Source organism: Streptomyces sp. NBC_00820 (assembly GCF_036347055.1).
In the GTDB taxonomy this organism is placed as follows: domain Bacteria; phylum Actinomycetota; class Actinomycetes; order Streptomycetales; family Streptomycetaceae; genus Streptomyces.
Genome location: NZ_CP108882.1, coordinates 4,428,194 through 4,445,410, shown reverse-complemented (window position 1 = coordinate 4,445,410; position 17,217 = coordinate 4,428,194). Strand labels below are relative to the sequence as shown.

At 73.2% G+C, this 17,217-nt stretch carries 15 protein-coding genes and 1 pseudogene; 3 read left to right on the top strand and 13 right to left on the bottom strand.

The window, feature by feature from the left end; genetic code table 11:
- Positions 1-97 precede the first annotated feature (97 nt).
- Both OIB37_RS20095 and OIB37_RS20090 read right to left on the bottom strand, forming a co-directional pair.
- Positions 98-310: a hypothetical protein gene (locus OIB37_RS20095; RefSeq protein ID WP_330458988.1), complete on the bottom strand. Its 213-nt coding sequence runs from the start codon at positions 308-310 to the stop codon at positions 98-100.
- Positions 311-516: 206 nt separating this feature from the next.
- Positions 517-1,800 carry an adenylosuccinate synthase gene (locus OIB37_RS20090; RefSeq protein ID WP_330458987.1) on the bottom strand — a complete coding sequence of 428 codons (1,284 nt, stop codon included), beginning with the start codon at positions 1,798-1,800 and terminating at the stop codon, positions 517-519.
- 196 nt (positions 1,801-1,996) lie between these two features.
- Here OIB37_RS20090 and OIB37_RS20085 point away from each other — a divergent pair, with 196 nt between their 5' ends.
- Positions 1,997-2,860, top strand: a complete 864-nt coding sequence (locus OIB37_RS20085; protein WP_330458986.1) for a diacylglycerol kinase — start codon at positions 1,997-1,999, stop codon at positions 2,858-2,860.
- Positions 2,861-2,961: 101 nt separating this feature from the next.
- On the opposite strand, the gene OIB37_RS20080 is transcribed toward OIB37_RS20085, so the two are convergent.
- A complete protein-coding gene (locus tag OIB37_RS20080) occupies positions 2,962-3,480 on the bottom strand; it encodes a GbsR/MarR family transcriptional regulator (RefSeq protein WP_330458985.1) in 519 nt (172 codons plus the stop codon).
- Positions 3,481-3,554: 74 nt separating this feature from the next.
- Between OIB37_RS20080 and OIB37_RS20075 the strand changes: the two are divergent.
- Both OIB37_RS20075 and OIB37_RS20070 read left to right on the top strand, forming a co-directional pair.
- Positions 3,555-4,522: pseudogene (locus tag OIB37_RS20075) on the top strand (ABC transporter ATP-binding protein).
- A 167-nt stretch (positions 4,523-4,689) separates the two neighbouring features.
- The gene (locus OIB37_RS20070; RefSeq protein ID WP_330461904.1) at positions 4,690-6,231 is read left to right on the top strand and encodes an ABC transporter permease; all 1,542 of its coding nucleotides are present in this window, start codon (positions 4,690-4,692) and stop codon (positions 6,229-6,231) included.
- A 45-nt stretch (positions 6,232-6,276) separates the two neighbouring features.
- Here OIB37_RS20070 and OIB37_RS20065 read toward each other — a convergent pair whose 3' ends face one another.
- The 10 genes from OIB37_RS20065 to kynU all read right to left on the bottom strand — a co-directional run bounded on the left by OIB37_RS20065 (position 6,277) and on the right by kynU (position 17,216).
- Positions 6,277-7,497: a cytochrome P450 gene (locus tag OIB37_RS20065; RefSeq protein WP_330458984.1), complete on the bottom strand. Its 1,221-nt coding sequence runs from the start codon at positions 7,495-7,497 to the stop codon at positions 6,277-6,279.
- Between the two features lie 51 nt (positions 7,498-7,548).
- A complete protein-coding gene (locus OIB37_RS20060) occupies positions 7,549-8,016 on the bottom strand; it encodes a hypothetical protein (protein WP_330458983.1) in 468 nt (155 codons plus the stop codon).
- Between the two features lie 104 nt (positions 8,017-8,120).
- On the bottom strand, positions 8,121-8,786 hold the full coding sequence (locus OIB37_RS20055) for a response regulator transcription factor (RefSeq protein ID WP_330458982.1): 666 nt from the start codon (positions 8,784-8,786) through the stop codon (positions 8,121-8,123).
- The gene (locus OIB37_RS20050; protein ID WP_330458981.1) at positions 8,783-10,150 is read right to left on the bottom strand and encodes a sensor histidine kinase; all 1,368 of its coding nucleotides are present in this window, start codon (positions 10,148-10,150) and stop codon (positions 8,783-8,785) included. The genes OIB37_RS20055 and OIB37_RS20050 overlap by 4 nt, the downstream gene beginning before the upstream one ends.
- 161 nt (positions 10,151-10,311) lie before the next feature.
- The gene (locus OIB37_RS20045) at positions 10,312-10,992 is read right to left on the bottom strand and encodes a response regulator transcription factor (RefSeq protein ID WP_330458980.1); all 681 of its coding nucleotides are present in this window, start codon (positions 10,990-10,992) and stop codon (positions 10,312-10,314) included.
- A complete protein-coding gene (locus tag OIB37_RS20040) occupies positions 10,989-12,383 on the bottom strand; it encodes a sensor histidine kinase (protein ID WP_330458979.1) in 1,395 nt (464 codons plus the stop codon). The genes OIB37_RS20045 and OIB37_RS20040 overlap by 4 nt, the downstream gene beginning before the upstream one ends.
- Before the next feature lie 10 nt (positions 12,384-12,393).
- Positions 12,394-13,617 carry an acyltransferase family protein gene (locus OIB37_RS20035; RefSeq protein ID WP_330461903.1) on the bottom strand — a complete coding sequence of 408 codons (1,224 nt, stop codon included), beginning with the start codon at positions 13,615-13,617 and terminating at the stop codon, positions 12,394-12,396.
- A gap of 82 nt (positions 13,618-13,699) precedes the next feature.
- On the bottom strand, positions 13,700-14,689 hold the full coding sequence (locus OIB37_RS20030; RefSeq protein WP_330458978.1) for an alpha/beta hydrolase: 990 nt from the start codon (positions 14,687-14,689) through the stop codon (positions 13,700-13,702).
- A 133-nt stretch (positions 14,690-14,822) separates the two neighbouring features.
- On the bottom strand, positions 14,823-15,737 hold the full coding sequence (locus OIB37_RS20025) for an alpha/beta hydrolase (protein WP_330458977.1): 915 nt from the start codon (positions 15,735-15,737) through the stop codon (positions 14,823-14,825).
- 267 nt (positions 15,738-16,004) lie between these two features.
- The gene (kynU, locus tag OIB37_RS20020) at positions 16,005-17,216 is read right to left on the bottom strand and encodes a kynureninase (RefSeq protein ID WP_330458976.1); all 1,212 of its coding nucleotides are present in this window, start codon (positions 17,214-17,216) and stop codon (positions 16,005-16,007) included.
- Position 17,217: the final 1 nt, after the last annotated feature.

The window sequence follows — 17,217 nt, the reverse complement described above, 5'->3', positions numbered from 1 at the left end:
GAGAACCAGAATTTGACCATGTCCAGGTCAAGGATGGGTCACGAGACACCTCCGGGCCGCGGGGGAGGTCCCCCGGTCCGCGGGGCCCCCGGCCCCCTCACAGCCGCCCCACCAGCCTGATCACCGGCGGCCACAGCACCCCGCTCGCCAGCAGCAGCGAGGGCCCCAGATGCACCGGGCACACCCGCAGCGGCGGCCTGCCGTGCCGCCCGACCTCGAAGACGGCGAGATCGGCGCAGTCGGTGCCGTGCGCCGCGTCGCCCTCCCCGCCGTACGGCCCCCGGCATCGGTCGTTCCGGTGGATGCCCATACTCCGATTGCACCGCGCACGGGCCGGGACCGCCCGCCGGGCAGGTCGGGGCCGGGAGACACCGTGGGCGCGGGCCGCGCGGGATGCGCGAGGAAGCGCGGGATGCGCGAGGAAGCGCGGGGGCGGGGGCGCGGGGAAGCCGGACACGCGGCCGGGCCGGTACCCGGGGCGTGGTCGCCCCGGGTACCGGCCCGGTGGTGAGCGGCTCAGATGAACGAGTTGATCTCGATCGTCTCGTCGCGGCCCGGTCCCACACCGATCGCGGAGATCGGGGCGCCGGACATCTCCTCGAGCGCCTTGACGTAGTTCTGGGCGTTCTTGGGGAGGTCCTCGAAGGTCTTCGCCTTCGTGATGTCCTCCGACCAGCCCGGCAGCGTCTCGTAGATCGGCTTCGCGTGGTGGAAGTCGGTCTGGGAGTACGGGAGTTCCTCGACACGCTTGCCGTCGATCTCGTACGCCACGCACACCGGGATCTCCTCCCAGCCGGTCAGCACGTCCAGCTTGGTGAGGAAGAAGTCGGTCAGGCCGTTCACACGGGTCGCGTAGCGGGCGATCACGGCGTCGAACCAGCCGCAGCGGCGGTCACGGCCGGTCGTCACGCCCCGCTCGCCGCCGATGCGGCGCAGCGCCTCGCCGTCCTCGTCGAACAGCTCGGTCGGGAACGGGCCGGCGCCGACGCGGGTCGTGTACGCCTTGAGGATGCCGATGACCCGGCTGATCTTCGTCGGACCCACACCGGTACCCGTGCAGGCGCCGCCCGCGGTCGGGTTGGAGGAGGTGACGAAGGGGTACGTGCCGTGGTCCACGTCCAGGAGCGTGCCCTGGCCGCCCTCGAACAGGACGACCTTGTCGTCGTCCAGGGCGTTGTTGAGGATCAGCGTGGTGTCGGCGACGTAACGCCTGATGGCCTCGCCGTGCTCCAGGAGCTGCTCGACGACCTGGCCGGACTCGATCACGCGGCGGTTGAAGACCTTGGTCAGCAGCTGGTTCTTCTGCTCCAGCGCCGCCTCGACCTTCTGCGTGAGGATCGACTCGTCGTAGAGGTCCTGCACGCGGATGCCGGTGCGGTTGATCTTGTCCGCGTAGGTCGGGCCGATGCCGCGCCCCGTCGTACCGATCTTGCGCTTGCCGAGGAAGCGTTCCGTCACCTTGTCGACGGTCACGTTGTACGGCGTGATGATATGCGCGTTACCGCTGATCAGGAGCTTGGACGTGTCGACGCCACGCTCGTTCAGACCGCTCAGCTCGGAGAGCAGGACCGACGGGTCGACGACGACACCGTTTCCGATGACCGGCGTACAGCCGGGTGACAGGATTCCGGAAGGGAGTAGGTGAAGTGCGTACTTCTGGTCTCCGACGACCACCGTGTGGCCGGCGTTGTTACCACCCTGGTAACGCACCACATAGTCGACGGAGCCACCGAGTAGGTCCGTCGCCTTTCCCTTGCCTTCGTCACCCCACTGAGCACCGAGCAGCACAAGTGCGGGCACGCGCGTACACCCCTTCCGGGCGGGGCATGTCCAAGGTCAGGGGCGTGGGCGTATGGTTCAGCGCCGCATACCACCGCGACCGCCGTTGGTCGCACACCGTCGGACCGGATGCCCCGGAATAGACGAAGCCCCTGGCGCAATAGCGCAAGGGGCTCTTGCACAAAGATGCTACCCGAGGAAGCGAGGCAGGACCGAGGTGGCGACTTCCGCGACGTCCGACCATCTGCTGGTGATCATCGATCCGGCGGCACGGCAGACGGACGGGGAGTCCGTCCGCATCGCGAAAGACGTGCTCAGCGCGGGTGCGGCGGCCAAGGTGTGTCTTCCGGAGGGGCCCGAGGAATTCGCCCGGGCGCTCGGCCGGCGGGGCTCCCGGCGCCCGGTGGTGATCGGTGACGACCGGGCCCTGGTCCGCGCGGTGACCCTGCTGCACCGCCACCGCGAGCTGTCCGGCTGCGCGCTGTCGGTGGTGCCGGTCGGGGAAGCGGCCCTGGCCCGGTCCCTCGGGGTGCCGGCCGGGACGGTGGCGGCGGCCCGGGCGGTGCTGGACGGGGCGGAGCGGCGCCTGGACCTGCTGGTCGACGACAGCGACGGCGTGGTCCTGGGGGCGCTGGGCATTCCGCCCACTCCGGTGCGGGCGGCGGCCGCCGAACCGGTGACCGCCGGCTCCGGCCGGCCCTGGCTGCGTACGACGTACCGCTCGTACCGTTCCCTGGTACGCACCCTGGCCGCCCGCCCCACCCGCCTGCCCGCCGTACCGGTCCCCGGCCCCGCCCGGCTGCGGATCGAGGTGGACGGCGAGACCGTCGTGGACCTGGACCAGCCGGTGGCCGCGGTCTCCGTGACTCCGGGCGCGTCCGGCCTGGCGGAGGTGGAGGTGCGGCCCCTGTCGGTGGGCGCGGAGGCGACCCCGCTGCGGGCCTCCGGCCGGACGGTGACCGTGACCGGGGCCGACTTCCGCTACCGCGCCGACGCAATGGTGTCGGGTCCGGTGCGACGGCGCACGTGGCGGGTGGTGGAGGGGGCGTGGGGACTGGTGGTGCCCTCCTCGGGCCGGTGAGTCGGGCCGGGTGAGTCAGGCCCGGTGAGCCCGGCCCAGGCCCGGTGAGTCAGGCCCGATGAGCCCTGCCCGGGGTCACGCCCGGCGAGTCGGGCCCGGGGTCAGGCCTGACCGAAGGTCTTGTCCCGGTGCACCCGCCAGCGCTCCATCATGGCCGCGATCTCGCCGTCGACGAACTCGAAGAAGGCGAGCGTCTCGGCCATGCGGCGCCCGGCGGGCGTGGCCGCGCCGAGGCTGGTGACGCCGTCGCGCAGGGCGGTCTCCCACCGCTTGAGGACGGCCTCGCGGTTGGTCAGGGCCTCGTACCACTGGTTGCTGTGCACCCGGTAGCGCTCCCGGCGTGAGCCGGGCTCGCGCTCGCGCGAGACCATGTGCTGCTGCGCCAGGTAGCGCACCGCGCCGGAGACGGCGGCGGGGCTGACCTGGAGCTGTTCGCCCAGTTCGGCGGAGGTGAGCGCGCCCTCGTCGGCGGAGAGCAGCGCGGCGAAGATGCGGGCGGGCATCCGCTGCATCCCGGCCTCGACGAGCTGCGCGGCGAAGGACTCGACGAACTTCGACACGGCCTCCGCGTCCCGCTGTCCGGTCCCGGTACCGGCCCCCGCTCCGGTCGATTCGCTCATACCGTTCAGCCTAGCCGAGATTCAAACGCTTCCTTAACTTCACAAATTTCTGAAGAACGCGTACGTTCGGAACCATGACGAAGGCAATCACCGTCTCGGGACTGCGCAAGTCCTTCGGCCGCACCCAAGCCCTGGACGGCCTCGACCTGGACGTGGAGGCCGGCGAGGTGCACGGCTTCCTCGGCCCCAACGGCGCCGGCAAGTCCACCACCATCCGGGTCCTGCTCGGCCTGCTGCGCGCCGACGCGGGCGCCGCGCAGGTCCTGGGCCGCGACCCGTGGCGGGACGCGGTGGAGGCCCACCGCCGCATCGCCTACGTCCCCGGCGACGTGACCCTGTGGCGCAACCTCTCCGGCGGCGAGGTCATCGACCTCTACGGCCGCCTGCGCGGGGGCCTGGACACCCGGCGGCGCGCCGAGCTGACCGAGCGCTTCGAGCTGGACCCCACCAAGAAGGGCCGCACCTACTCAAGGGCAACCGGCAGAAGGTCGCCCTGGTCGCCGCCTTCGCCTCGGACGTGGACCTGCTGATCCTGGACGAGCCGACCTCGGGCCTGGACCCGCTGATGGAGGAGGTCTTCCAGCGGTGCGTGGAGGAGGAGCGGGACCGGGGCCGCACCGTCCTGCTCTCCTCCCACATCCTCAGCGAGGTGGAGCAGCTCTGCGACCGGGTCAGCATCATCCGCCGCGGCCGCACGGTCGAGAGCGGCTCGCTGGCCGAGCTGCGCCATCTGACCCGTACGAGCGTGACCGCCGAACTCGTGGGACCTCCAGGCGCGTTGGCGGACCTGCCCGGGGTGCACGACCTGGACGTGCACGGCCACCGGGTCCGCCTCCAGGTCGACACCGCCAAGCTGGACGGCGTGCTGCGCACGCTCGGCGAGGCGGGCGTGCGCTCGCTGACGTCGACTCCGCCGACGCTGGAGGAGCTCTTTCTGCGGCACTACGAGGACGATGGGGCCGACGGGGACGACGGGGACGACGGGGACGACGGGGCCGCGGACGGCGGGGCCTCGGACGACCTGGCCGAGGTGACACGGTGACCACGACCTCCCCCTCCTCCCCCTCCTCCCCCTCCTCCCCCTCCGCCCCTTCCGCTCCCTCCTCCCCCTCCGCCCCTTCCGCTCCCTCCTCCCCTTCCTCTCCCTCCGCCCTCTCCGTCTTCTCCGTACGGTCCGGAGGCGCGCGCCCCTACGCCGGCACCGGCACCCTGCTGCGCTTCGCGCTGCGCCGCGACCGCGTGCTGATCCCGGTGTGGATCGCCGTGATCGCGCTCATGGTCCTCTCCATGCCGAACACGCTGGAGAGCCTGTACGGCACCCCCGCCGCCCGCGCGGACCTGATGCGCCAGATGGCGGCGAACACCTCCCTGCGCGCCATGGTCGGCCCCGTCTTCGCCGACTCCGTCGGCGCCCTGACCGCCTGGCGCGTCGGCGTGTACGCGGGTGCGCTCGCCGGGGTGATGAGCCTGCTCGTCGTCGTCCGGCACACCCGGGACGAGGAGGAGAGCGGACGCCAGGAACTGGTGTCGTCGGGGATGGTCGGCCGGCGCGCCCCGCTGACGGCCGCGCTGCTGGCGGCGGCCGTCGCGAACGGCGTCCTCGCGCTGCTGATCGCGGCGGGCCTGGCGGGCCGGGGCGGCGCGGGCGCGGTGACCTTCGGACTCGGGGTCGGGGGCGTGGGCCTCGTCTTCGCCATGACGGCGGCGATCGCGGCCCAGCTCACGGAGAGCGCCCGCCTGGCCCGTGGCCTGACGGCCACGGTGCTGGGCGCGGCCTTCGTACTGCGCGCGGCGGGCGACTCCGCGAGCGACAAGGGCTCCTCGGCGCTGACCTGGCTGTCCCCGCTGGGCTGGCTGGAGGACCTGCGCGCCTTCGCGGGCGAACGCTGGTGGGTGCTGCCGCTGTTCGCCGCGGCCGCCCTCGTCCAGGGCACGGTGGCGTACGGGCTGGCCGGGCGCCGGGACACCGGCGTGAGCTTCCTGCCCACCCGGCCGGGGCCCGCCACGGGTCGCCTGGGCACGGCGGCCGCCCTGGCCTGGCGTCTCCAGCGCGGCGCGGTGCTGGGCTGGTCGGCCGGCTTCCTCGTCGCCGGAGTGGTCTACGGCGCGATCAGCACCGGGGCCGCCGACCTGGTGAAGGACAACGAGCAGGCCCGGCAGATCTTCGAGCGGATGGGCGGGCGGTCCGGCGTCACCGACGCCCTGCTCGCCTCGCTGATCGGCATGCTCGGGCTGGTCGCCGCGCTGTACATCGTGCAGTCGGTGCTGCGGCTGAGCGCCGAGGAGGCCTCCGGCCGCGCCGAACCCGTCCTGGCCGCCGCGGTCGGCCGCCTGCGCTGGGCCGCCGGGCACCTGGTCATCGCCTTCGGCGGCGCCGCCCTGCTCATGCTCCTCACCGGCCTGGGCTTCGCCCTCGGCCACGGCGGGGACACCGGACGGATCCTGGCCGCGTGCCTGGTCCAGATCCCGGCGGTGTGGGTCGTGGGCGGCATCGCCGTCCTGCTGCACGGCGTCCTGCCGCGCGGCGCGGCGGCCGCCTGGGGTGTCGCGGGCGCGGTGCTGCTGATCGGCTGGGTGGGCCCGGCGGTGGACGCGCCGCGGTTCGTCCTGGACCTCTCCCCCTTCGCCCACCTGCCCAAGCTGCCGGGCGGGGAGATGGCTTGGGGTCCGGTACTGGCCCTCACGGCCGTGGCGGCGGCGCTGGTGGCGGCGGGGCTGACGGGGCTGCGCCGGCGGGACATGACGGGGTGAGCCGGCCGCGGTCGGACCGGCTCGCCCGCCACCCGAACGGGCGAGTCAGCCCACCTCCACCCGCAGACCCTCCAGCCCCCGGATCACGAAGTTCGGCTTGCGCTCCGGCTCCGCGGCGAGCCTCAGGTCCGGAGCGCGCTCCAGCAACGCCCGCATGGAAGCCGCCAGTTCGATACGGGCCAGCGGTGCGCCGATGCAGTAGTGGATGCCGGCGCTGAAGGAGATGTGGGGGTTGTCCGCGCGGGTGAGGTCCAGGCGGGCGGGGTCGGTGAAGACGGCCGGGTCGTGGTTGGCGGAGCCGAAGAGCAGGGCGATCTCCGCTCCCCGGGGGATCGTCGTGCCGTCGATCTCGATGTCGTCGAGGACCCAGCGCTCGAAGAGCTGGAGCGGGGTGTCGTAGCGCATCAACTCCTCGACCGCCGTGGGCACGAGGGAGTGGTCGGCGCGTAGGGCGGCCAGCTGGTCCGGGTTGCGGAACAGCGCCCACCAGCCGTTGACGGTGGCGTTGACGGTGGCCTCGTGACCGGCGTTGAGCAGCAGGACCGCCGTGGAGATCATCTCCTGCTCGGTCAGCCGGTCGCCCTCGTCGTGGGCCGCGATCAGCCCGGAGATCAGGTCGTCGCCGGGTTCCTCGCGGCGCTCGGCGATCAACTCCCGCAGATAGTCGGAGAACTCGACGGAGGCCCGTACGGCCCTGCGGGCGGTCTCCTCGCCCGGGTTCAGCTCGTACATCCCGCAGATGTCCGCCGACCAGGGACGCAGCGGCGCCCGGTCCGCCTCGGGGATGCCCAGCATCTCGGCGATGACGGCCACGGGGAGCGGCTCGGCGACGTCGGCGAGCAGGTCGCCACCGCCCGCCTCGACCAGCTTCCCCACCAACTCGTCGGCCAGCGCCCGCACATACGGCTTCAGCCGCTCCACCGTGCGCGGGGTGAACGCCTTCGACACCAGGCGCCGGATGCGCGTGTGGTCCGGCGGCTCCAGATCGAGCATGCCGTGGTCGTTGAGGATGTGGAACGGCTCGTGCTCGGCCGGGGATGCGGTACGCCCGAACTCCTCGTGCGAGAAACGGTGTTGATACGTCCGCCCGAGCCGGCGGTCCCGCAGCAGCGCCGAGACGTCCGCGTGGTGCGGCACGAGCCACTGGTCGGTCGGCTCGTACCGGATCACCCGGCCGCGAGCGCGCAGCTCGGCGTAGGCCGGGTAGGGATCGGCGAGGAAAGCGGGGTCCCAGGGATCGAACGCGAGGTCGACGGTGCCTGCCATGCGGGGACGCTAACGTGTCGGCACCGGCTCTGACCAGGGGTGCCGCGCCGCTCAGGGAGCGATCTCGGTGGCCACCAGCACGTAGTCGAAGTAGATCGGGTCGCCGGCTTCGTCCGCCGGGTGTGCGTGGCTGCTCTGGTTCGAGAGAATCATCTTGAGCTCCGGCAGGGCGTCGAAGCCCAGGTCGTTCTCCTCGATGACGCGGCCCCGTTCCGCGAGCTGTTCCAAGAGGGCCTCGCTCGGGGTGCGGAAGACGTCGAGCCCGTCGAGGAGCACCCGTACGTCGGCGTCCTCTCTCAGGAAGCGGAAGAGTTCGACGCCACTCAGCGCGCCCTTGGTGAACCCGAGCACGATGTTGAGCAGGGACCCGTCGTGCGTGAGCACGATCTGTCCCGGGCTCGCGTCACTCGCGACGACCCGGAAGAGCCCCCACTCCCGCACCACGTCACGCGCCTCCGCGACCGCCATGCCGAGCCGGAAACGCCCGACGCCGAGGTGCGGTGCCAACTCGAGTTCCACGATCACTTCCACTGGAGCCGAAGTTTCCGGGCGGCGCCGGTCCCGCGCCGCCTCCGGTCGCTGGATGATCCCATGCGGGCGGCGTTCACCGGGCGGGCGCCGCCTCAGCCCGGTGTCACCAGGCGCGCCTCGTAGGCGAACACCGCCGCCTGGGTGCGGTCCCTGAGGCCCAGTTTCACGAGGATGCGGCTCACGTGGGTCTTGATCGTGGACTCCGCGACCACCAGCCGCCCGGCTATCTCCGCGTTGGACAGGCCCTGGGCGATGAGGACCAGCACCTCGGTCTCGCGCTCGGTGAGTTCGCCGTAGGCCGCGTGGGCGGACGGCATCAGGCGCGGGGTGTCCGAGAGCCGGGAGAACTCGTGGATCAGCCGTCTGGTGACCGAGGGGGCCAACAGGGCCTCACCGGACGCCACCACACGTACGGCCTCGGCCAGTTGGCGCGCGGAGGCGTCCTTCAGGAGGAAGCCCGAGGCGCCCGCGCGCAGGGCCTGGTACACGTACTCGTCCAGGTCGAACGTGGTCAGCACCAGCACCTTCGCCGCCGCGTCCGCCGCGACGATCTCCCGGGTCGCCTCGATGCCGTTCAGCTCCGGCATGCGGATGTCCATCAGCACGACGTCCGGGGCGAGTTCACGCACCCGCGTCACCGCCTCGCGCCCGTTGACGGCCTCGCCGGCGACCTCGATGTCCGGCATCGCGTTCAGCAGGACGGAGAAGCCCTCGCGGACCATCATCTGGTCGTCCGCAATCACCACACGGATCGTCATGACCCGCCCTCGAAGAGCTCGACCTCGGTGCCCGTCGCCGCCGGGACCGGCAGGAAGACGGTCACCTCGTAGCCTCCCTCGGCCGTCGGGCCGTCGGTCATCTCGCCGTTCAGCATGGTCACCCGCTCCCGCATGCCCGTGATGCCGTGGCCGGCACCCGGCGAGGGCTTCACCAGGTGCGGGGCGGGCGGCGGCCCGTTGACCACGCGCACTCCGAGGCCCCCGAGCACGTACCCGATCTCGACCCGGGCGGTCGCCCCCGGCGCGTGCCGCAGCGTGTTGCTGAGCGCCTCCTGCACAATCCGGTACGCCGACAGCTCGACGCCCTGCGGGAGTTCACGCACCGCGCCGGTCACCGTCTTGCCGACCTCCAGGCCCGTCTCCCGCACGTTGGCGAGCAGCGTGTCCAGGTCCGCGAGGGTGGGCTGCGGGGCGTCCGGGGCCTCGTAGTCCTCCGCGCGGACCACGCCCAGCACCTGGCGCAGCTCGGTGAGCGCCGCCACCGCGTTCTCCCGGATGGTGGCGAACGCCTTCTCCAGCTCCGGCGGCGGGTTCTGCACCCGGTAGGGCGCGGCCTCCGCCTGGATGGCGACCACCGACATGTGGTGGGCGACGACGTCGTGCAGCTCGCGGGCGATGGTCGAGCGCTCCTCCAGCAGGGTGCGCCGGGAACGCTCCTGCGCGGTCGCCGTCCGCTGGGCCGTCACCTCCCGACGGGCCTGGCGGTGCGTGTGCCGGACGGTGACGGCCAGCAGGATCAGCGCGGACAGGAACAGCATCGGGGCGGTGTCCGTGCCGGAGTGCCACTCGCCGAAACCTGCCTCGGCGAAGAAGGCGTACGCCGCGGTCAGTACCCACATCCACGCGGCGGCGCGCGGTCTGGTGCGTATCGCCACGACCGTCAGCACGGTCAGGTGCGCGAGGAAGCTGCCCGGCAGCCACGGCCAGCTGGTCCACTCCCCGCTCCCCACGGCCGCGGTGAGCGTGGTCACCACGAGCGACAGCCAGAAGGCACCCGCCGGACGCACCAGGGTGAGCAGGACCGGAACGAGGACCAGCAGCGCGCACAGAAGTGCGGCCGGGCCGCCGTAGGTGCCGGACAGGGACACGAGCGCCGCGATGCCGCCGACGGCGGCGACGGTGACGTGCGGGGCCCACGCCGCGTACTCCTTGAGCCGGCCGGGCAGCACACGTCCGAGGGGTCCGTCGACGGCCGCGCGGGGCAACGGGCGGTAGGCGAAGGCGCCCCGGAACAGGTCCTGCCGCAGCCCGCGCAGGGCGTCCGCGGCAAGCCGGAACTCGGGGCTGCGCGTTCCACCCTCCCCGTCCGGCGGTGTCGGCTGCGTGTACGTCGTCTCGGTCACGCGGTAGACGGTAGGCCGGAGCGGGGGCCGCGGTCGTCCCCACGGAGAGGGTTCCCGGGCGTCCGTCTCAGGTACTACGGGAGGGGAACCGGGTCAGGCACTACGGGAGGGACACCGGGCCCGGAGCGCGGGCGGGTCAGCGGGCCCGTAGCGCGGGCGGGTCAGCGGCCGCCGGGGCGGACCAGCCCGCACTCGTAGGCGAAGACCGCCGCCTGCGTGCGGTCGCGCAGGCCCAGCTTCACCAGGATCCGGCCCACATGCGTCTTCACGGTCTGCTCCGCCACCACCAGCCCCTCGGCTATCTCCGCGTTCGACAGGCCCTGCGCGATCAGCGCCAGCACCTCCGTCTCCCGCCCCGTCAGCTCGCCCACGCGCTGCTTGAGCGGGGCCCGGAACGAGCCGTCCAGGCGCGCGAACTCGGCGATCAGGCGGCGTGTGACACCCGGTGCGAGCAGCGCGTCCCCGGCGGCGACGATCCGGACCGCCTCGGCGAGCTGGTCCGCGGAGGCGTCCTTGAGCAGGAACCCGGAGGCTCCCGCCCGCAGCGCGTCGTACACGTACTCGTCCAGGTCGAAGGTGGTCAGGACCAGCACCCTGACGCCCGGGTACTCCTCCGCGATGCGGCGGGTCGCCTCTATGCCTCCAAGGACGGGCATCCGGATGTCCATCAGGACCACGTCCGGCATCAGTTCGCCGACCTGGGCGATCGCGTCCCTGCCGTCCACCGCCTGACCGATCACGTCGATGTCGGGTTTGGTGTTGAGCAGCACGGTGAAACCCTGCCGGACCATCTGCTGGTCGTCGGCGATGAGGACGCGGATGGTGCCGGTGCCGCTCGTCATGGGGTCGGTTCTCCTGTCGGCCGCGGATGGGGCAGGGGCGTGGTCGCGGTGCCGTCCCCGGGGAGGAAGGCCGTGACGGCGAAGCCTCCGTGCGGGGTGCGGGTCGCGGTGACGTGGCCGCCGAGCATCGCGGCGCGCTCCCGCATGCCGAGCAGCCCGTGTCCGGCACCCGGGTAGGCCGGAACGGGCCGGCGCGGGCGGGAGTTGGTCACCTCCAGCCGCAGACCGCCCGGCAGGTGCGTCACCCCGACGCGCACCCGGGACCCCGGCGCGTGCCGCAGGGCGTTGCTCAGCGCCTCCTGCACGATCCGGTACGCCGACAGCTCCACGCCCGGAGCGTAGGGCCGCGCCTCGCCCTTGATCTCGGTGGCCACGTCCATCCCCGCCGCCCGGGTGTTGCCGATCAGCGCGTCGAGCCGGTCGAGGGTGGGCTGGGGAGCGTGCGGTGCCGACCCGGTGCCGGGGGCGCCCAGGCCGTACGGGTCCTCGGGGTTGTCCGGGGCGCCGGGGCCCTCCGGGTTCTCGGCACGCAGCACGCCGAGGACCCGGCGCAGCTCGGTGAGCGCCTCCAGAGCGTTCTGCCGGATACCCGAGAGGTTCTCGATCAGTTCGTCCGACGGGTGCTCGACGAGGTGCGGGGCCACCTGCGCCTGGATGGAGATCACCGACATGTGGTGTGCGACCACGTCGTGCAGCTCCCGCGCGATACGGCTGCGCTCCTCCAGCAGGGTGCGGCGGGCCCGTTCCTCGGCGGTGAGGGTGGTCTGCTCGACGAGTTGGGCGCGCGCCACCCGGCGGCCGCGCAGGGCGATGCCGAGCACCACGACGACCGTGGACAGCACCACCGCGACGACCCCGGTGGGCTGGTAACGCGTCCCGCCCCACACGCCCTCCAGGACGTAAGTGACCAGCGCGGTCAGAACCAGCGCCTCGACCGACACCCGGGTGCGCACGCGCAGCGCGAGCAGGAGCAGTACGAGCAGATGCGCGATGATGCCGGCCGCGCTCCAGGGCCAGGTGAACGTCTCACCGGCCACGATGTACTGCTCTCGGTGCACCACGACGGCACCTGCCACGGTCGCCGCCATGGAAAGCAACCAGCCCGGAACGGGCCGCCACAGCGCGAGGACGACCGCGCCGCCCGGCGCGAGACCGAGCAGGAAGGCCAGTGCCGGGCCCAGATGCGCACCGTCCGAGAGCTGCGCCACGCTGCCGAACATGAGCACGAACGCGGCGAGACACACCAGGCCGTGCGGCAGCCAGCGAAGCCACACGGACGCGGGCAGCGGATCCGGCCCGAAGGTCCACAGGTCGTCGTGCAGCACCCGCAGCCGGCGCCGGACCCAGCCCCCGAGCACCACAAGCACCCGGCCACCCCCCGATTCCGTCACGCGGATCACCTTAGGCACGGCGGACCACCCCCGCAGCTTCCCCGTCCAAGGCCCTGTGCGCCCGGACCACCCGACGGCGCCGCCGCGGGACACGCGCGCCGGCGGCGGGGGCACGGCGGCGGGGCTCCTGCTCGATGGACCGGAACGCGGTCCAGCACAGCGCCAGGACCAGGGCGAACACGGGGAGCCAGCCCAGCCGGGCCAGCACCCAGGTCAGGGAGTCCGGTGGAGTGTGCAGACCGGGGAGGCGGCCGGCCATGAGGGCGGTGGCAGTCGTGGCCATCAGGGCCGTCTGGTGCCACAGGAAGACCGTCATCGCGGAGAGGTTGACCAGGGCCACGCCCGCCCAGAGAAGCGGGCGGCGCATCGCCCCGCGCAGTCGGTCGCGCAGGAGGAGCGCCAGACCGCACTGGGCCACGCCGAAGGTCACGGCCGCCAGGGTCGGCGGGTCGAGGTTGGAGACTGGGGCGCCCGGGACACCGACCATGGAGGCCGGGTACCCCGCCCCGATGACGAGCGCGGCCGTGGCCGTCGTACCGCCGAGGAGCAGGGCCCAGGCCGCGCGGCGGGTCTCCAGCTCGCCGCGGGACCAGGTGGTGCCCAGGGTGTACGGGACCAGCCAGCCCGCCGCCACGTTCACCCAGCCCAGCCAGGAGGGGCCGGTGTGCAGGCCGAAGCGCAGGACGTCCACGTGCAGGACGACAGCCAGGGGCCAGAGTGGGTGGAGTCGGCTGACGAGCGGGGTGGCGGCCGTGAGCGCGGCGAACACCAGGAGGAACCACAGTGGGGACAGGGCGAGTTTGAGGAGCGTGTGGTCCGTGGACAGTGGCGTGCCGGTGAGGAGAAGCCCGGTACCGGCCACTGTCCAGAGGGCCAGCAAGGCCGTGGCCGGCCGCAGGAGGCGGGACAGCCGGGCGCGCAGCCACTGAGGGTAGGTCAGGCCGCGGGCGCGTGCCGAGGCGTGGCTGCGGGCCGCCACGTGGCCGCCCACCAGGAAGAAGACCGCCAGGGTCTGGAACATCCAGGAGATCGGGGCCAGCCACGGCATGTACCGCAACGGGCTCGCCGTGTGCAGGGCGCCGCCCTCTGCGGTCAGTGCCGTGACCAGCCAGTGGCCGAGTACGACACCGAGGATCGCGAAGGCCCGCAGGGCGTCGACCGCGCGGTCCCGGGACGGGGGTGTGGCCGCGTCCAGGCGGCAGGCGCCCTGGCGTATCGCGTTCAGGGGGTTCATCGCTCGTACGGCGTTCACCGCTTGTACCGCGTTGATCGCCTGTATCGCGTTCATCGCGCGGCGCGGAGCGTGCGGGGTCTGCTCAGGCACGGGTCACCTCCGAGGGCTCGCCGAGGGTGATCCGGGCCAGGTTGGCGAGGGAGGGCGAGCCCGGGGTGAAGTAGCCGCTGTGGCCGGCGTCGCCGGCGTCGAAGACCCGGGCGCCGAAGGCGCGGGAGACCGGGTCGGTGCCGAAGCCGACGGTGGCGAACAGCAGGTCGGCGCGTACGTGCGGTACGTGGGCCACCCAGTCGCCGCTGCCGCGGGCGGCCCAGACGCGGGCGGACGTGTGCAGGCCGGCGACGGTGCCGGCACCCGTGCCGGGACTGCCGATCAGGGCGATGTCGTCGACGTCCGGACCCACGGCGGCGCGGCCGCAGACGACCGAGCCGTAGGAGTGGCAGAGGAGGGAGACGCGGGTGCGCGCGGGGGTAAGTGTGCGCAACTCCCCTATGAACGCGCGCAGGTGGGGTGCCGCGTCGTCGGCTCGGGCGACGGTGGTCACGGTGGTGCTGACCGTGCCGGGGGTCGCGTAGCCGAGCCAGGCGACCACGGCGACGCGGGAGCCGGTGGGGGCGCGGCGCGTGAGGTCCTCGTACAGGGCCGCCGCCGCCCTGTGGAAGCGGGCGTAGGTGTCGATGGAGGTGTCGGAGCCGGGCACGAGGACCGCTACGTGCTCGGCGCGGAGCAGATCGCCGAGGACCTCCGTGGCCAGGCCGGTGCCCCGGCCGTCGAAGGAGAGGAGATGGCAGGAGGGGCCGGCCAGGGCGCGGTCGGCGGCGGCGCGGTGTCCGTCGCCGTGTGCGGCGGCCATGCGGGCCGCCTGGGCGGCGTTGGCGCGGTTCGCCTCGTACGTGGTGCGCAGGGTGGCCGGGACGAGGGGAGCGAGGGTGGCGGGGGGCGGGGCCGGGATGTCGGGGCGGCGGGCCGCGCCTGAGAGGGGGACGACCATGGCGGCGGTGAGGAGAGCGGACAGCAGGGCCCGGCGCCGTCTGCTGTCCCGCCGCGAGTCCTGATGCGATGCGCGCCCCATGATGGTCTTCCTCTCAGTCGGCCCGGTCATCGGGCTTGGCTGACAAGGAAGTTAGAAATCGGGGGAGGTAGACCGCGTCCCGCCGGGGAGCCGTCCTGAGCCGTAGCTCTCAGGTACTACGGGTATGACCGGGTCACCAGGCGAGCTGGGCGATCTCCTCCGCCACCACCGCGCACGCGTCCGCCGCCGGGTCGATCAGCGGGAAGTGGCCGACGTCCTCCAGCAGGGTCAGGCCCACCACCTCGCCCGCCTTGGCCGCCGCGTCCGCGTACGACTCCGCGACCATCTGCGGGACGTCCAGGTCGGCGCGGCCCTGGACCAGGGTGGTCGCGATCCCGGTCGGGAGCAGGAGGGCGGGGTCGGCGTACGGCCGGCGCTCGGGGAAGTGGTCCGCTCCGCCGAGGAGTTGGAGGGCCGCGTTGCCGCAGACGTCCAGCTTCTCCGCGACCTCGAAGTCGGCGATGGGGGCCAGGGCGACCACGCCGCGCAGGGCCGCCGGGCGGTCGGTGCGCCAGGGCGCGTCGGCGGGCAGGACGTGGCGGGCCGCGGCCCACAGCGCGAGGTGGCCGCCGGCCGAGTGGCCGGTGAGGACCGTGCGGCGCGGGTCGGCCCGCGGGAGTGCCTCGCGCACCAGGGCGGGGAGGGCGTCCAGGGCGGCGGCCACGTCGTCGAAGGTGTCGGGCCAGCGGCCGGCGATGGCGGCCGGGGTTTCGGTACCTGGCGCGTCGCCCGCGTTCTGCGCGGGGATCAGGGGGTCGCCGCCGCGCCGGTACTCCACGTTGGCGACCGCGAAGCCCTTGCGCGCCAGGTAGTCCGCGAAGGGGGTGATGTGGCGGCGGTCGTAGGCGGCGCGCCAGGCTCCGCCGTGCAGGACCACGACCAGCGGGGTCGAGGCGGCGGGGGCGTCCGGGGTCCGCGGGGCGTAGAAGTCGATCACCTGGTCGGGGTGGTCGCCGTACGCGGCGGTGACGTCGGGGTCCACCGGTGGGTGGGAGAACGCCGACTCCTCCTCGGCGGCGGCGCGGGCTGCGGCGGCGTCGTCCGGCATGCTCCAACCTCTCAGCGACGGTGGGGGCACCTCCCCGGCTTTCGGCACGGGGGGAGGGCTTGGCGGTCCAGGGTCGAAATCGGCCGTTGGCGCGGACGCTATCAGGCCAGTGACGTGCGGCGACATGGGGATATGACGCAGGGTCAGAGGAAAACGGTTCTTTCCGTGCGGAGTTCGGCCGCGCAAGGGCGGCCGCCGGGGCTGCCCGAGGGGCGTGTGGGGGCCGAACGGCCGGCCCCCACACGCCCCTGCCCGCGAACGCGGCCGTTACGTCAGCACCTCTCCCAGCACCCGCGCCGCCCGCTCCACCTCGGCGAAGCCGACGTACAGCGGCGTGAAGCCGAAGCGGAGCACGTCGGGACGGCGGAAGTCGCCCACCACGCCCCGCTCGATCAGCCGCTCCATCACCTTCCCGGCGTCGGCGCAGCGCAGCGCGACCTGGCTGCCGCGCCGCGCGTGCTCCCGGGGGGTCAGGCACTCGAGGCGGCCGGGCTCGGTGCGTGCCTCGACGCATTCGAGGAAGAAGTCCGTCAGGGCGAGGGACTTGGCGCGCACCGCGTCGATCGAGACCCCGTCCCAGACTTCCAGGGACGCCTCCAGCGCCAGCATGGACAGGATGTCCGGCGTACCGACGCGACCGCGCGGGGCACCCGGGGCCGGGGCGTAGTCCGGGCTCATGCCGAAGGGCTCGGCGTGCGAGTTCCAGCCGGGCAGCGGGGAGTCGAAACGGTCCTGGAGCTCCTCGCGCACGTACAGGTACGCGGGCGAACCGGGCCCGCCGTTCAGGTACTTGTAGGTGCAGCCGACGGCCAGGTCGACGCCGTGCTCGTCCAGGCCGACCGGGAGCGCGCCCGCGCTGTGGCACAGGTCCCAGACCGCGAGGGCGCCCGAGGCGTGGACGGCGGCCGTCAGCGCGGGCAGGTCGTGCAGGTGGCCGGTGCGGTAGTCGACGTGGTTCAGCAGCACCGCCGCCGTACGGCCACCGAGGGCCGAGGGCACCTCCTGCGGAGTCACCGCGCGCAGCTCGCATCCGGTCATGCGGGCTGCCGACTCGGCGATGTAGCCGTCCGTGGGGAAGGTCGTCGCGTCGACCAGGATCTCGTCGCGGCCGTCACCCGCCATGCGGACGGCCGCCACAAGGGCCTTGAACACGTTGACACTTGTCGAGTCGCCCACCACGATCTGCCCCGGCGCCGCGCCGACCAGCGGGGCGATCCGGTCGCCGATCCGCTCGGGCGCGGTCCACCAGCCGCTCTCCTCCCAGGAGCGGATGCGCAGTTCGCCCCACTGCCGGCGGACGACGTCCTCCAGCCGGCCGGGTACGTGCGCGGGCAGCGCGCCCAGCGAGTTGCCGTCCAGGTAGACCCCCGCGGCGTCGGCCGCGTGATCGGACACGGTGTCGAGGGCGAAGCGGGACCGCAGCCCGGCCAGTTCGTCGGCGGCGTCCAACTTCGCCGCCCGTACCGCCAGTTCGCTCATC

What these genes read in the sequence shown, in the direction of transcription:
- OIB37_RS20095 (WP_330458988.1), bottom strand. Translation starts at nt 310, where the DNA reads ATGGGCATCCACCGGAACGACCGATGCCGGGGGCCGTACGGCGGGGAG.
- OIB37_RS20080 (WP_330458985.1), bottom strand. Translation starts at nt 3,480, where the DNA reads ATGAGCGAATCGACCGGAGCGGGGGCCGGTACCGGGACCGGACAGCGG.
- OIB37_RS20065 (WP_330458984.1), bottom strand. Translation starts at nt 7,497, where the DNA reads ATGGCAGGCACCGTCGACCTCGCGTTCGATCCCTGGGACCCCGCTTTC.
- OIB37_RS20055 (WP_330458982.1), bottom strand. Translation starts at nt 8,786, where the DNA reads ATGACGATCCGTGTGGTGATTGCGGACGACCAGATGATGGTCCGCGAG.
- OIB37_RS20045 (WP_330458980.1), bottom strand. Translation starts at nt 10,992, where the DNA reads ATGACGAGCGGCACCGGCACCATCCGCGTCCTCATCGCCGACGACCAG.
- OIB37_RS20035 (WP_330461903.1), bottom strand. Translation starts at nt 13,617, where the DNA reads ATGAACCCCCTGAACGCGATACGCCAGGGCGCCTGCCGCCTGGACGCG.
- OIB37_RS20030 (WP_330458978.1), bottom strand. Translation starts at nt 14,689, where the DNA reads ATGGGGCGCGCATCGCATCAGGACTCGCGGCGGGACAGCAGACGGCGC.
- OIB37_RS20025 (WP_330458977.1), bottom strand. Translation starts at nt 15,737, where the DNA reads ATGCCGGACGACGCCGCCGCAGCCCGCGCCGCCGCCGAGGAGGAGTCG.
- kynU (WP_330458976.1), bottom strand. Translation starts at nt 17,216, where the DNA reads ATGAGCGAACTGGCGGTACGGGCGGCGAAGTTGGACGCCGCCGACGAA.